The following is a 13,244-nucleotide window of genomic DNA, read 5'->3' as shown; positions in this document are numbered from 1 at the left end:
GCCTCGAGCAGGCCCCAGGAACACCCGGGGTCCTTCCTGCGTTCATCGGAGTACCCATATATTGGTGTAGACCACTGAAGGACACAGGCCGCACGCCGGGACGGAACCCCGCTGATCGTCATCCTCGGGCGCAGATCCGCGACGGTGCGCGCCGGACTGGGCCAAAAGTGGACTAACGTGGCGGACCGGACCGACCCGGGTGATGCTTGTCGCGCTGCCCAGCAGCACGACCACAGCTGAACCCGCGTCAGACCCGGCAGCGACCTCACCGGCCCCGGCCGGGTGGTACCAGCACAGCGCAGGACGGCGCCCGGCAGAGCAGCCGGCGGGCCGAGACAAAGGGAGAAATCAGATGGCCAGCAAGGCTGAGAAGATCGTCGCCGGTCTGGGCGGCATCGACAACATCGAAGAGGTCGAGGGCTGCATCACCCGCCTGCGCACCGAGGTCAAGGACGCCTCCCTGGTCGACGAGGTCGCCCTCAAGGCCGCCGGCGCCCACGGCGTCGTCAAGATGGGCACCGCGATCCAGGTCGTCATCGGCACCGACGCCGACCCGATCGCCGCCGACATCGAGGACATGATGTGAGCTGAGCCACCCGGCCCACCACCGCACCGGCCCGCCCCTCCCCGCGAGGACGGCGGGCCGAGGCACATCCGGAACACCCCGCCCGAGCGACTACGCTCGGTGCCTATGTCACGCATCGACGGCCGCACCCCCGACCAGCTCCGCCCCATCACCATCGAACGGGGCTGGAGCAAGCACGCCGAAGGCTCCGTCCTCATCTCGTACGGCGACACCAAGGTGCTGTGCACCGCCAGCGTCACCGAGGGCGTCCCGCGCTGGCGCAAGGGCAGCGGCGAAGGCTGGGTCACCGCCGAGTACTCCATGCTCCCGCGCGCCACCAACACCCGCGGCGACCGCGAGTCCGTCAAGGGCCGCATCGGCGGCCGCACCCACGAGATCAGCCGCCTCATCGGCCGCTCCCTGCGCGCCGTCGTCGACCACCGCGCCCTCGCCGAGAACACCATCGTCCTCGACTGCGACGTCCTCCAGGCCGACGGCGGCACCCGCACCGCCGCCATCACCGGCGCCTACGTCGCCCTCGTCGACGCCGTCGCCTGGGCCCGCGACCGCAAGCTCCTGCGCGCCAAGGGCCAGCCCATCACCGGCGGCGTCAGCGCCGTCAGCGTCGGCATCATCGACGGCACCCCCATGCTCGACCTCCCGTACGAGGAGGACGTCCGCGCCGAGACCGACATGAACATCGTCTGCACCTCCGACGGCCGCTTCGTCGAGGTCCAGGGCACCGCCGAAGGCGCCCCCTTCGACCGCGCCCTCCTCGACCGGCTCCTCGACCTCGGCACCCTCGGCTGCGCCGAGCTCGACCAGATCCAGCGCAAGGCCCTCGAAGGCTGACACGCCCTCCGGCCGTCGCCTGTACACGCGCGGCCCGCAGCCCGTACGGTTCCCGCAGCACCCCGTTGCGGGAACCGTGCCCCGGCCGGGCACGTCCTCCCCTACGGAACCCGCGCCCCCAGGAGGACCGGATGCCGTCCAGCATCGCCCGTCCCGCCGCCCTCGCCGTGGCAGGTCTGATCATCATCCTCCCGCTCAGCGCGGTCAGTTGCTCCGCCGCCCAGAAGGCCCTCGACTGCGGCACCACCGCCGCCCGCGTCACCACCGACATCGCCGACGTGACCAGCGCCTACGGCAGCACCAGCAACGACTCCGCCGCGGCCCAGAGCAAGGCCCTGCAGAAGCTGCGCACCGACCTCGACCAGATCGGCAAGAACTCCAAGAACACCGACGTCGTCAAGGCCGTCAACGACCTGCGCACCCAGGCCGACAAGGTCCAGCAGGCCGCCGACCGCAAGGAGGCGCCCGACCTCAAGCCCCTCGCCGACGCGGCCGGCAACCTCACCTCCGTCTGCACCGGCTGACGGCCCGCCGACGACGGATAGGGTGGGCGATATGTCCACCCGATTGATCCTCGCCACCCGTAACCAGCACAAGGTCGCCGAACTCCGCGCCATCCTCGGCGAGGCCGGCCTGGACGTCGAACTCGTCGGCGCCGACGCCTACCCCGAGATCCCGGACGTCCCCGAGACCGGCGTCACCTTCGCCGAGAACGCCCTCCTCAAGGCCCACGCCCTCGCCCGCGCCACGGGCCTGCCCGCCGTCGCCGACGACTCCGGCCTGTGCGTCGACGTCCTCAACGGCGCCCCCGGCATCTTCTCCGCCCGCTGGGCCGGCAAGCACGGCGACGACCGCGCCAACCTCGACCTGCTCCTCGCCCAGCTCTCCGACATCGCCGAACCCCACCGCGGCGCCCACTTCTTCTGCGCCGCCGCCCTCGCCCTCCCCGACGGCACCGAACGCGTCGTCGAGGGCCGCCTCCTCGGCACCCTGCGCACCGCCCCTTCCGGCGACGGCGGCTTCGGCTACGACCCGATCCTCCAGCCCCTCGGCGAAACCCGCACCTGCGCGGAGCTGAGCGCGGCGGAGAAGAACGCCATCAGCCACCGCGGCCACGCCTTCCGGGCCCTGGCGCCGGTGGTGAAGGACCTGCTGGGCTGAGCGAGAAATGACGATGGCCCGCCGTCCTTCGATTCGAAGGTCGACGGGCCGTTTCGCTCAGTACGCCCGGTGGGACTCGAACCCACGACAACATGCTCCTAAGGCATGCCCCTCTCGCCAGCTGGGGTACGGGCGCATATCAGCACAAGCGTACCGGCTGGTGGCTTCCTCTGTGGCCACTTTCCGCGGGTAGGCAGGGTCGGTCGGCGGCCTCCGTTCGAGAGCCGCTGTGCTTCGTGTTCCGGCCGCGGTAAGTCGGCGTGATGGAGTGGCAGTTCGGGCAGAGCAGCCGAAGGTTCCCCCGCCGGTTGTCGAGCCAGTCGCCGTTGATGTGGTCGGCCTCCAGGGCCCTACGTCCTGATCCTCTGGCGCAGGTGCTTGCGGTTGTACGTGTTCGGCTCGCGGTCGAGTGCGATCACCATCTCGTCGAGCGTGCTTGCCGCAGCCGCAGCCTCGGCGAGCAGTTCGCGGTGTACTTGGTCGCCATGGTCGTTCCCCCTTCGGGCTGGTGTGCGCCCGTCCCCCGGTGTGCGGGGGATCCGCGAGTCGATCGGTTACGGACTTCCGGGATGTTTGGGAGTTGTTTGCCAATTGGTACAGACCTATTGACCCGTATGGTTCAGACCACATAGCTTCGGCGCCAATTGGAATCCCCCACGTGCGTGCTCCCCCACAGGCACGCGCCGACACTCTCTCCTGGAGGACCGAGTGTTGATCCGAAGCACGGCGGAGCGGCGTCCCACCGCCGCCTTCCGCCGCACGAGCGCCAGGGCCGGGTTCGCCTCGGTGGCGGCGGCCGGGCTGGCCGGGCTGGTGATGGCGACGCTGGGTGCGGCGCCCTCGCAGGCGTCGGCGGCCGTCGACAACTCCGCCTGTCGTCCCGACGGCCTGTACCGGACGCCCGGGGTGGACGTCCCGTACTGCTCGGTGTACGACACCGGCGGCCGCGAGAAGATGGGTGCGGACCACCAGCGCCGCATCATCGGGTACTTCACGGGCTGGCGCACCGGCAAGAACGGCGACCAGCCGTACCTGGTGAGCGACGTCCCGTGGGACAAGGTCACCCACCTGAACTACGCCTTCGGCCACGTCGGCGCCGACAACAAGCTCTCCGTCGGCACGGACGGCCCGACCAACCCGGCCACCGGGATGGACTTCCCGGGCGTGCCGGCCGCGCAGCTGGACCCGACGCTGCCGTACAAGGGGCACTTCAACCTGCTGACGAAGTTCAAGAAGCAGTATCCGAACGTCAAGACCCTGATCTCGGTGGGTGGTTGGACCGAGACCGGCGGCTACTTCGACGACGGCGGTTCCCGGGTCGGCACCGGCGGCTTCTACTCGCTGACCGTCAACCCGGACGGCAGCGTCAACCAGGCCGGCATCGACACCTTCGCCGCGTCGTCCGTCGACTTCATCCGCACGTACGGCTTCAACGGCGTCGACGTCGACTACGAGTACCCGACCTCGATGAAGGACGCCGGCAACCCGCTGGACTGGCAGCTCGCGAACGCCAAGCGCGGTTCGCTGGCCAAGGGTTACGCGGCGCTGATGAAGACGCTGCGCGAGAACCTGGACCGGGCCGGCGCCGCCGACGGCAGGCACTACCTGCTCTCGGTCGCGGCCCCGTCGTCCGGGTACCTGCTGCGCGGCATGGAGACGTTCCAGGTGACGCAGTACCTGGACTACGTCAACATCATGTCGTACGACCTGCACGGCGCCTGGAACAAGTACGTCGGCCCGAACGCCTCGCTCTACGACGACGGCAAGGACGCCGAGCTGGCGGCCGCCAACGTCTACGGCACCTCGCAGTACGGCGGCATCGGCTACCTGAACGCGGACTGGGCGTACCACTACTTCCGCGGCGCGATGCCGGGCGGCCGGATCAACGTCGGCCTGCCGTACTACACCCGCGGGTTCAAGAACGTCTCGGGCGGCACGAACGGCCTCTGGGGCACGGCCTCCGCGACGACCTGCCCGGCCGGTTCGGGCCTGACCTCGTGCGGTGACGGCGCGGTGGGCATCGACAACATCTGGAACGACAAGGACGACGCGGGCAGGGAGTCCCCGGCCGGGTCGAACCCGATGTGGCACGCGAAGAACCTGGAGAAGGGCATCCTGCCCGACTACCTCGCCAAGTACGGCGTGACGGACACCGCGCTGCAGGGCACCTACGCCCGCAACTACAGCGACAGCCTGGTCGCGCCGTGGCTGTGGAACGACACCAAGAAGGTGTTCCTCTCCACCGAGGACGAGCAGTCGGTGGGCGCGAAGGCGGACTACATCGTCAACCAGGGCGCCGGCGGCGCGATGATCTGGGAGCTCGCGGGCGACTACAGGTGGGACCCGGCGGCCAACGGCGGCAAGGGCGAGTACGTGCCCGGGTCGACGCTGACCTCGCTGATGTACGACAAGTTCAAGGCGGCCTCGCCGTACGGCGCGACCCGTTCGACGGTCGCACTGCCGCAGCAGACCCTGCCGATCGACGTGTCGTTCACCAACTTCGCGCTGGGCGACTCCAACTACCCGATCAACCCGAAGATCCACATCGTCAACAACTCGACGGTGACCCTGCCGGGCGGCACGGAGTTCCAGTTCGACTACTCCAACTCGGCGCCGGGCAACGCGAAGGACCAGTCGGGCTTCGGCCTCCAGGTGATCCGTCAGGACAACCCGGGGCCGGGCAACGCCGGCGGGCTGAAGGGCACCTACAACCGGGTGTCGGTCAAGCTCCCCGGCTGGCAGTCGCTGGCCCCGGGCGCGTCGGTGGACATGGACTTCGTCTACTACCTGCCGGTGTCGACGCCGTCGAACTGGACGGTCAACGTGGGCGGGACGCTGTACGGGATCAAGGGTGACCTGAGCCGGGGCGCGGTGGACGGGGGCGGCCAGACGCCCACTCCGACACCCACTCCGACGCCCACTCCGACGGTGACGCCGACTTCCACGCCGACTTCCACGCCGACCGCGACTCCGACCGCTACGGCTACCCCGACGGCCACGCCCACTGCGACGGCGACGCCGACGGCGAGCGCGACGCCCACCGCCACCCCGACCGGGGGAGCCTGCACGGGCGCGCCGAGCTGGGACGCGGGCACCACCTACGCCTCGACCACCAAGGTCTCGTGGAAGGGTCACTACTACCAGAACAAGTGGTGGACCAAGGGCGACGACCCCACGGCGAGCGGCGCGTGGGGCGTCTGGAGCGACCTCGGCGCCTGCTGACGACAGCGGCCCGCCGGGGTGACGGACGGCGGTGGCGGTGCACCCGGTCGGGGGGTGTGCCGCCACCGCCTTCTTCTGTTCTCAGGCCCCGACCTCGAGGTCGCGCAGCAGCTTGGCGACGTGTCCGGTGGCCTTGACGTTGTAGAGGGCGTGCTCGACGTTGCCCTGCTCGTCCACGATCACGGTGGAGCGGATGACGCCGGTGACGGTCTTGCCGTACAGCTTCTTCTCGCCGAACGCGCCGTATGCCGTCAGGGTCTCCTTCTCCGGGTCGGACAGGAGGGTGACCTTGAGGTCCTCGGTCTCGCGGAACTTGCCGAGCTTCTCCGGCTTGTCGGGCGAGATGCCGATGACGTCGTAGCCGGCGCCGGCGAAGGCCTCCAGGTTGTCGGTGAAGTCGCAGGCCTGCTTGGTGCAGCCGGGGGTGAGGGCGGCCGGGTAGAAGTAGACGATGACCTTGCGGCCGAGGTGGTCGGCCAGCGAGACCTGCTTGCCGTCGGCGTCGGGAAGGGTGAAGGCGGGGGCCTTGTCGCCGGGCTGGAGACGCTCACTCACGGTCGGACTCTCCTGTTGCGTGGACGGGGTCGTACCACGGCAAACTTACCTCCGATGGTGGGTGGGGCCGCGCGGCGCTGCCCGGCAGCTGACAGACTGGGTCAGTCGCACAGGACAACATCAGTGAAGTGAATGGGGTGGCCCGAGTGGGCGAGGCGAGCACGCAGGACAAGTCGGCGCGGACGACCGCCCAGATCGAGGCGGACATCGCGCGGACCCGCACCAAGCTGGCGGAGACCCTCGACGAGCTCGCCATGCGCGTCCACCCGACGACGATCAGTGCCCAGGTGAAGGCGAAGGCCGTCGCCGCGGTCGAGGAGAAGACGGCCCGCGTGTACGTGGCGGCCAACGGCGCGGTGGAGAAGCTGAAGGTCCGGTTCGTGGACGAGAAGGGGCAGCCGCGCAAGGAGCGGATCGTCCCGGTGGCGCTGGTCGGCGTCGGCGTGGTGCTGCTGCTGGCCTCGGCGCGGAAGCGCCGCAAGGACTGACCCGCCGCCGTCGGGGAGCCGGGCGCGGTCGAGCGCCCGGCTTTCCGCGTTCCCGGCCTTCCGCCTTCCCGGCTTCCGCGTTCCCGGCTTCCCGCGTGCCGGGCCAGCGTCACGCCGCCCGCCCGGGGGCGGTACCTTCGGGACCGTGAGTACGAACGACGAACCGAGCGCCAAGACCGCCCTCGACGCTCCCCGGCACGACCGCCTGGGCGAGAAGCTCCCGATCAGGATGCTGCACGACCGCGTCCTGGTGAAGCTGGACAGCGGTGAGGGCGAACGCCACTCCACCGGCGGGATCATCATCCCGGCGACCGCGGAGCTGTCGAAGCGGTGCGCGTGGGCGGAGGCCGTCGCCGTGGGCCAGAGCGTGCGCGCGGTGGAGCCGGGCGACCGCGTCCTGTACGACCCGGAGGACAAGCTGGAGGTGGAGGTCCGCGGCGCCACCTACGTGCTGCTGCGCGAGCGGGACCTGCACGCCGTCGCGGCGATGCGCTTCGGTGACACCGAGGGCTCGACGGGTCTCTACCTGTGACCCCGGAGCCGATGCGAGTCCTGTTCGAGCCCGGTGTCGTGGGCACCATGCTGTGGCCGTTCGACGTGGAGAGCCCGTACGGGTATCCGGCCGCGCTCGACCGCCTGCCGATCAGCGCCGGACTCGTGGCCGAGCTGGACGAGCTGACCGTGTTGTTCCAGTCCTCGATCGACTGGGCCGACCCGGGGGGCCCCGCGCCGTGGTCGGTGATGGAGAGGGTCGAGTTCCAGGCCCGGGCCCGGGCCGCCTTGGAGGCGTTGCGCCGGGAACTCGGCCCGGAGTGGACGATCCTGGGCGACGCCCCTGCGGTGTGACCGGCGGACCGGTTCGGGCCGCCGTTGCCGCGGATTGTCGGTGCCGGGCGGTACGGTCCGGGCATGACGACGCGTGTGCCGGTGATCGGGGACGACGAGCGGCGGGCCCGGGTGGGGTGGCGGCACCTGCTGGCGCCGTCCGCCCGGGTGGCATGGGTGGAGGAGGCGGCGGACGCCGTCGTCGGGCTGCACGCGACGGATGCCGCGACGGTGTACCTGTCGGCGTGCGCGCGGTTGCTGGAGCCGTCGGCGGCCGAGGTGGAGCGGGCGTTGTACGAGGACGTCTCGCTGGTGAAGCTGCTGTCGATGCGGCGGACGATATTCGCCGTGACGGAGGAGTTCGCGCCCTACGTGAGCTCGTCGACGGCGCGGGCGATCGCCGCCAGGGAGCGGGCGACGCTGCTGAAGCACCTGCGGGACCACGCCGAGGGCTGGGACGAGGCCCGACTGGCGGCGGCGGAGCGCGCGGTGTTGGCCGCGCTGGCCCGTCGCGGTGAGGCGACGACGCAGCAACTCGGCCAGGACGTACCGGAGTTGCGCGAGCAGATGCTGATGTCGGCGGGCAAGCCGTACGAGGCCAAGCAGAGCGTCGGCAGCCGGCTGCTGCGGCTGCTCGCGGCGGACGGGCACGTGCGGCGCGGCCGGCCGCGGGGGTCGTGGCTGAGCAGCGGCTACCCGTGGGCGCCGGTGCCGCAGTGGCCGGACGTGCCGGTGCGGGAGGCGAAGGCGGAGGTGGCGCGCCGCTGGCTGGCCTCGTACGGGCCGGCCACGGTCGAGGACGTGAAGTGGTGGACGGGCTGGACGCTGGGGGACACCCGCAAGGCCTTGGCGGACGTCGGTGCCGAGGCGGTGGAGCTGTCCGGCGGGGTGCCGGCGCTGGTCCTGCCGGGGGACGCGGAGCCGGTGGGCGGGCCGGAGCCGTGGGCGGCGCTGCTGCCGGCGCTGGATCCGACGGTGATGGGCTGGCGCGGGCGGGACTGGTACCTGCGGCCGGAGGACGTCCCGGCGCTGTTCGACCGGGCGGGGAACGCCGGTCCGACGGTGTGGTGGTGCGGCCGGGTGGTCGGCGGCTGGGCGCAGCGGGCCGACGGCGAGGTTGTGTGGCGGTTGTTCGGGGATGTCGGGGCGGAGGCGGAGGGGGCGATCGCGGGTGAGGCGGCGCGGTTGGCGGGCTGGCTGGGGGAGGTGCGGGTGACGCCGCGCTTCCGGACGCCGTTGGAGCGGGAGTTGGTGGCGAAGTAGGGGCGCGTACCGATCGGCACGCGCCCCACCTGGAGTTACTGCTCGGGGTTGCTGCTCGGCGTCACGGCGCCGCCGGCTGCGTGGCCGCGCCGGTGGGTGGCGCGCTGGCGGACACCGGGGGCGTGGGCTTGGGCTGGTGCGTCTGGCTGGGCCGGGGCGTGGCGCTGGGCTGCTCCTGGGTGGGGGTGGGGGCGGGCGCCTGCGGGCTGGGGGCGGCGGGGCCGGGGGTCGGTTCGCCGCCGGTGGCTGTGGGTCGGGCCGGCGCGGGGGCGGTGGCGGTCGGCGCGGGTGAGGGTGCGGTGCCGGGGGGCGTGGCGCCGGGGGTGGGGGTGACGCCTGCGCTGGGTGCGGCGCTCGTGGAAGCGCTGCCGGTGGGCCAGTTGTTCTGGCCGCCGCCGTTGCCGCGTCCGGTCTGGAGGTCGAAGTGCTTGACCTCGGTGCCGTCGAGGGCGTCGGTCATGTAGGCGGTCCAGATCTTGGTGGGGAAGGTGCCGCCGTTGATCCGGGTGAGGCCGGCGGTGCCGGCCAGCGGCTCCTTGGCGTGGGTCTTCGGGTTTTCGCGGAACAGGCCGACGGTGGTGGTGAGTTGGGGGGTGAAGCCGGCGAACCAGGCGGAGAGGTTGGAGTCGGTGGTGCCGGTCTTTCCGGCGGCGGGCCGGCCGAGGTCGAGGGCGGCGGCGCCGGTGCCGCGGGTGCTGACGACGTCGCGCAGGACGTCGGTGACGGTGTCGGCGATCTGGCGGTCGAGGGCGTCGGTGGCGGCGTGGTCGGGCATCTTGGGTACGTCGACGGAGCCGGATCCGGAGCCGGTGCCGAGGCGTTCGAGCTTGAGCACGGACCACGGGGTGCGTGCCCGGCCGTGGTTGGCGAGGGCGGCGTAGACGCCGGCCAGGTCGAGGGCGCTGGGGGTGGCGGTGCCGAGGGTCATCGAGGTGTTGGCCGGGTCCATGCCGGGGACGTTGTCGGGGATGCCGAGCTTGACGGCGGTGTCGCGGACGCGGGCGAGTCCGGCGTCGACGCCCTCCTGCGCGTACACGGAGTTGACGGACTTCACCATGGCGTAGCGCAGGGTGATGTTGCCGTAGTCGATGTCGTCCTCGTTGGGCGGCGCGTACGGGGTGGGGCCGCCGGTGACGTGGCGTTCGCTGGTGCCGTCGTAGCGCGTCTCGGTGGTGATCGGGCGGCCGTCGGGGGTGTGCTGGGCGACGAGGCCGGCGGCGAGGTCGATGGGCTTGAAGGTGGAGCCGATCTGGTTGTCCTGGCGCAGTGCGTCGTTGTAGGGCTGCTTGGCGTAGTCGGGGCCGCCGTAGACGGCGACGACGCGGCCGGTGGCGGGTTCGACGGAGGCGCCGGCGACGCGGACGTCGGTGTCGGTGGTGGGCCGGGCCTTGGGGTCGAGTTCGTCGGTGAGTTCCTGCTGGACGGCCTTGGTGAAGGCGTCCTGCTTGGGTTTGTCGAAGGTGGTGGTGATGCGCCAGCCGCCGGCCTTGAGGGTGGCGGCGTCGATGATGCCGGCGGAGGTGAGGTAGTCGTCGGCGACGCCGACGAGGTAGCCGGCCTGTCCGGAGAGTCCGGTGGTGGGCTGGGGGTCGACGGGCTCGGGGAAGGTTTCGGCGGCGCGGTCGGCGGCGTCGAGGAAGCCGAGCTGGACCATGCCGTCGAGGGTGTAGTTCCAGCGGGCGATGGCCTTGTCGCGGTTGGCGGGCTTGGCGGTTTTGACGTCGTAGGAGCTGGGGGCCTGGAGGAGTGCGGCGAGGTAGGCGCCCTGGGCGAGGGTGAGTTCGGAGACGTCGACGCCGTAGTAGGCGTGGGCGGCGCTCTGGATGCCGTAGGCGCCGCGGCCGAAGTAGCTGCTGTTGAGGTAGCCGGCCAGGATCTCGTTCTTGTCGCGTTGTTGGTCGACCTTGAGGGCGATGAATAGTTCGCGGCCCTTGCGGGCGATGGTCTGGTCCTGGGTCAGGTAGTAGTTCTTGACGTACTGCTGGGTGATGGTGGAGCCGCCCTGCGTGCCCTTGCCGGTGAGGGTGTTCCAGCCGGCGCGGAGCATGCCCTTCAGGTCGATGCCGCGGTTCTGGTAGAAGGTGCGGTCCTCGGCGGAGACGACGGCGTGCTGGGTGTCGAGGGGGATCTTGTCGATGGCGACGTCGGTGCGGTTGACGGCGCCGGTGCGGGCGATCTCGGTGGTGGCGTCGGAGTAGAGGTAGATGTTGTTCTGGGCCACGGCGTGGGCGTTGGGGTCGGGCACCGGGACGATGACGTAGAGCACGGCGAAGGCGGCGGCGGCGGTCATCAGCAGGGTGACGACGGCGCCGAGGACGACTCGCCAGGTGGGCAGGAGTCGGCGCCAGAGCGGGAGGGCGCGGCGGGCCTGGCGTCGCAGGGCCCGTTTGGCCTGGCGGCGGGTGCTCACGGTCATGCCGAGATTATGTGCTATTTGACTGGCGGTCAGGTGCCATCGGCTGTGGCGGGGGGTCGGTGGAAACCGGGTGCGGGGCTCGGGGTCCGGCGGTACGGTGAAAGATGCAAACCACATAGCGCATCCGGTTCTGGCAGCTCCGCCCGATCGGCCCGGTACCCCCGGGTCCGGCAGGTCGGAGCCGCTGGGGCGTGCGCGGACGCCTGCGGGCCGTCCTGTGCCTGTATTTGTCGACAAGGAGACAATATGCCGAACGCGCCCGGGCTCTACGCCGCCGTCGCGCGCGGATCCTTCCGCCGCTACTCCACCTACCGCGCCGCCACCCTGGCCGGCACCTTCACCAACACCGTCTTCGGCATCATCCTGGCCTCCTCCTTCCTCGCCCTCTGGCAGGCCCGCCCCAGCCTCGGCGGCTACGACCAGGCCCAGGCCGTCACCTACATCTGGGTGAGCCAGTCCCTGCTGGTCACCGTCGCCGTGTGGGGCGGCGGCTTCCAGGACGACGTCCAGGACCGCTTCCGCAGCGGGGACATCGCCGTCGACCTCTATCGGCCGGTCGACTTCCAGGGCTGGTGGCTGGCCACCGATCTCGGCCGGGCCGCCTTCCAACTGCTCGTCCGCGGCACCGTGCCCCTGCTGGTCGGCGCACTGGTCTTCCGGATCCAACTGCCCCGGCACCCGGTGACCTGGGCGGTCTTCCTGCTCGCCGTGCTGCTCGCGACGGTGGTCAGCTTCGGGCTGCGCTTCCTCGTCTCGATCACCGGTTTCTGGCTGCACGACTCGGAGGGGGTGCGCTCGGTGATGCTCGTCGTCTCGATGTTCTTCTCCGGGGCGCTGCTGCCGATCGCGCTCTTCCCCGGCCCTCTCGGCGCACTCGCGCACCTCCTGCCGTGGGCGGCGCTGCTCCAGGCGCCGACGGACGTCTTCCTGGAGCGCCGCACCGGCGCCGCCCTGCTCGGCCCGCTCGGCTTCCAACTCGCCTGGGCCGTCGTGCTGCTCGCCGCCGGCCGCGCGGCCCAGCTGCTGGCGACCCGCCGGGTGGTGGTCCAGGGTGGCTGAGACCCTCCACGCCGAGCCGATGCCGACCCGCACGGCTTGGGCCGTCCGCTCCTGGTGGATGTGCGCCTCGATGTGGATGCGCTCGACGATGGCCTACCGGGCGTCATTCGCGCTGACCCTCGGCGCGAGCCTGCTCACGCACTCGCTCGACTTCGTCGTCCTGGTGCTGATGTTCCGGCACACCGACCAGCTCGGCGGCTGGACCCTGCCCGAACTGGCCTTCCTCTACGCCACCGCCACCTTCTCGCTCGGCGTCGCCAACCTGCTCGTCGGCTCGGTCGACGGCCTCGGCCAGCGGATCGTCAACGGCACGCTGGACACCATGCTCATCCGGCCCGCCCCGGCCCTCGCCCAGCTGTGCGCCGAGCGCTTCTCGCTGCGCCGCCTCGGCCGCCCGGTCCAGGCCCTCGCCGTGCTCGTGTGGTCGCTCACGGAACTGCACGTGACGTGGACCTGGGACCGCGTCCTGCTGGTGCCCGTCCTGCTGGTGTGCGGCTGCGTCATCTTCGGCGCGATCTGGATCGGCACCGCGACCGTCCAGTTCTGGTGGGGCGAGGCCAAGGAGATCCAGAACTCCGTCACCTACGGCGGCGCCACGCTGCTCCACTACCCGCCGACGATCTTCGCGAAGGAGCTCGTCGCCGGCGTCGTCTTCGGCGTCCCGCTGGCCTTCGTCAACTGGCTGCCCACGCTGCGCATCCTGGACCGCCCGGACCCGCTCGGCCTGCCCACCGCGTTCCAGTACGCCTCCCCGGTGGCCGCCGCGCTCTGCACCGCCGCCGCCGGCCTCGCCTGGCGCGCCGGGCTGCGGGCGTACCGCGGCACCGGCAGCTGAACC

Annotated in this window: 13 protein-coding genes and 1 tRNA gene; 11 read left to right on the top strand and 3 right to left on the bottom strand. The window is 71.3% G+C overall.

Going from position 1 to position 13,244, the window contains the following annotated elements:
* The first annotated feature begins 352 nt into the window (after window positions 1-352).
* The 4 genes from PUR71_RS23940 (at window position 353) to rdgB (ending at window position 2,578) form a co-directional block, all read left to right on the top strand.
* Window positions 353-586 carry a PTS glucose/sucrose transporter subunit IIB gene (locus PUR71_RS23940; protein WP_329929145.1) on the top strand — a complete coding sequence of 78 codons (234 nt, stop codon included), beginning with the start codon at window positions 353-355 and terminating at the stop codon, window positions 584-586.
* 105 nt (window positions 587-691) lie between these two features.
* Entirely contained in the window at window positions 692-1,417 is a 726-nt protein-coding gene (gene rph, locus PUR71_RS23935) for a ribonuclease PH (RefSeq protein WP_329929144.1), read from the top strand.
* 131 nt (window positions 1,418-1,548) lie between these two features.
* On the top strand, window positions 1,549-1,941 hold the full coding sequence (locus tag PUR71_RS23930) for a hypothetical protein (protein ID WP_329929143.1): 393 nt from the start codon (window positions 1,549-1,551) through the stop codon (window positions 1,939-1,941).
* Window positions 1,942-1,972: 31 nt separating this feature from the next.
* Window positions 1,973-2,578, top strand: coding sequence for an RdgB/HAM1 family non-canonical purine NTP pyrophosphatase (gene rdgB, locus PUR71_RS23925; RefSeq protein ID WP_329929142.1), 606 nt, complete (start codon window positions 1,973-1,975; stop codon window positions 2,576-2,578).
* Window positions 2,579-2,639: 61 nt separating this feature from the next.
* Here the strand turns inward: rdgB and PUR71_RS23920 are convergent.
* Window positions 2,640-2,714 (bottom strand) — tRNA-Leu (locus tag PUR71_RS23920).
* 572 nt (window positions 2,715-3,286) lie between these two features.
* On the opposite strand from PUR71_RS23920, the gene PUR71_RS23910 reads away from it, so the two are divergent.
* The gene (locus PUR71_RS23910) at window positions 3,287-5,800 is read left to right on the top strand and encodes a chitinase C-terminal domain-containing protein (RefSeq protein ID WP_329929141.1); all 2,514 of its coding nucleotides are present in this window, start codon (window positions 3,287-3,289) and stop codon (window positions 5,798-5,800) included.
* A gap of 81 nt (window positions 5,801-5,881) precedes the next feature.
* Here PUR71_RS23910 and bcp read toward each other — a convergent pair whose 3' ends face one another.
* Entirely contained in the window at window positions 5,882-6,355 is a 474-nt protein-coding gene (gene bcp, locus PUR71_RS23905; protein ID WP_329929140.1) for a thioredoxin-dependent thiol peroxidase, read from the bottom strand.
* A gap of 146 nt (window positions 6,356-6,501) precedes the next feature.
* Here bcp and PUR71_RS23900 point away from each other — a divergent pair, with 146 nt between their 5' ends.
* The 4 genes from PUR71_RS23900 (at window position 6,502) to PUR71_RS23885 (ending at window position 8,931) form a co-directional block, all read left to right on the top strand.
* On the top strand, window positions 6,502-6,843 hold the full coding sequence (locus tag PUR71_RS23900) for a DUF3618 domain-containing protein (protein WP_329929139.1): 342 nt from the start codon (window positions 6,502-6,504) through the stop codon (window positions 6,841-6,843).
* Window positions 6,844-7,072: 229 nt separating this feature from the next.
* Window positions 7,073-7,375 carry a GroES family chaperonin gene (locus PUR71_RS23895; protein ID WP_329929219.1) on the top strand — a complete coding sequence of 101 codons (303 nt, stop codon included), beginning with the start codon at window positions 7,073-7,075 and terminating at the stop codon, window positions 7,373-7,375.
* Window positions 7,376-7,386: 11 nt separating this feature from the next.
* Entirely contained in the window at window positions 7,387-7,689 is a 303-nt protein-coding gene (locus PUR71_RS23890) for a hypothetical protein (RefSeq protein WP_329929138.1), read from the top strand.
* A 63-nt stretch (window positions 7,690-7,752) separates the two neighbouring features.
* Window positions 7,753-8,931, top strand: a complete 1,179-nt coding sequence (locus tag PUR71_RS23885; RefSeq protein ID WP_329929137.1) for a winged helix DNA-binding domain-containing protein — start codon at window positions 7,753-7,755, stop codon at window positions 8,929-8,931.
* Window positions 8,932-8,992: 61 nt separating this feature from the next.
* On the opposite strand, the gene PUR71_RS23880 is transcribed toward PUR71_RS23885, so the two are convergent.
* Window positions 8,993-11,347 carry a transglycosylase domain-containing protein gene (locus PUR71_RS23880; protein WP_329929136.1) on the bottom strand — a complete coding sequence of 785 codons (2,355 nt, stop codon included), beginning with the start codon at window positions 11,345-11,347 and terminating at the stop codon, window positions 8,993-8,995.
* 246 nt (window positions 11,348-11,593) lie between these two features.
* On the opposite strand from PUR71_RS23880, the gene PUR71_RS23875 reads away from it, so the two are divergent.
* Both PUR71_RS23875 and PUR71_RS23870 read left to right on the top strand, forming a co-directional pair.
* Window positions 11,594-12,406, top strand: coding sequence for an ABC transporter permease (locus tag PUR71_RS23875; protein WP_329929135.1), 813 nt, complete (start codon window positions 11,594-11,596; stop codon window positions 12,404-12,406).
* 19 nt (window positions 12,407-12,425) lie between these two features.
* On the top strand, window positions 12,426-13,241 hold the full coding sequence (locus tag PUR71_RS23870; RefSeq protein ID WP_443077546.1) for an ABC transporter permease: 816 nt from the start codon (window positions 12,426-12,428) through the stop codon (window positions 13,239-13,241).
* Window positions 13,242-13,244: the final 3 nt, after the last annotated feature.

The organism is Streptomyces sp. SP17BM10 (assembly GCF_036322405.1).
In the GTDB taxonomy this organism is placed as follows: domain Bacteria; phylum Actinomycetota; class Actinomycetes; order Streptomycetales; family Streptomycetaceae; genus Kitasatospora.
Note: the sequence above shows the minus strand (reverse complement) of the source record. Positions and strands in the feature narration are given on the sequence as shown.

Bases quoted from the DNA above. Each gene is read 5' to 3' on its own strand.
- rdgB (WP_329929142.1), top strand. From the start codon at position 1,973: ATGTCCACCCGATTGATCCTCGCCACCCGTAACCAGCACAAGGTCGCC.
- PUR71_RS23895 (WP_329929219.1), top strand. From the start codon at position 7,073: ATGCTGCACGACCGCGTCCTGGTGAAGCTGGACAGCGGTGAGGGCGAA.
- PUR71_RS23890 (WP_329929138.1), top strand. From the start codon at position 7,387: ATGCGAGTCCTGTTCGAGCCCGGTGTCGTGGGCACCATGCTGTGGCCG.
- PUR71_RS23885 (WP_329929137.1), top strand. From the start codon at position 7,753: ATGACGACGCGTGTGCCGGTGATCGGGGACGACGAGCGGCGGGCCCGG.
- PUR71_RS23930 (WP_329929143.1), top strand. From the start codon at position 1,549: ATGCCGTCCAGCATCGCCCGTCCCGCCGCCCTCGCCGTGGCAGGTCTG.
- rph (WP_329929144.1), top strand. From the start codon at position 692: ATGTCACGCATCGACGGCCGCACCCCCGACCAGCTCCGCCCCATCACC.
- PUR71_RS23880 (WP_329929136.1), bottom strand. From the start codon at position 11,347: ATGACCGTGAGCACCCGCCGCCAGGCCAAACGGGCCCTGCGACGCCAG.
- PUR71_RS23875 (WP_329929135.1), top strand. From the start codon at position 11,594: ATGCCGAACGCGCCCGGGCTCTACGCCGCCGTCGCGCGCGGATCCTTC.
- PUR71_RS23870 (WP_443077546.1), top strand. From the start codon at position 12,426: ATGCCGACCCGCACGGCTTGGGCCGTCCGCTCCTGGTGGATGTGCGCC.
- PUR71_RS23940 (WP_329929145.1), top strand. From the start codon at position 353: ATGGCCAGCAAGGCTGAGAAGATCGTCGCCGGTCTGGGCGGCATCGAC.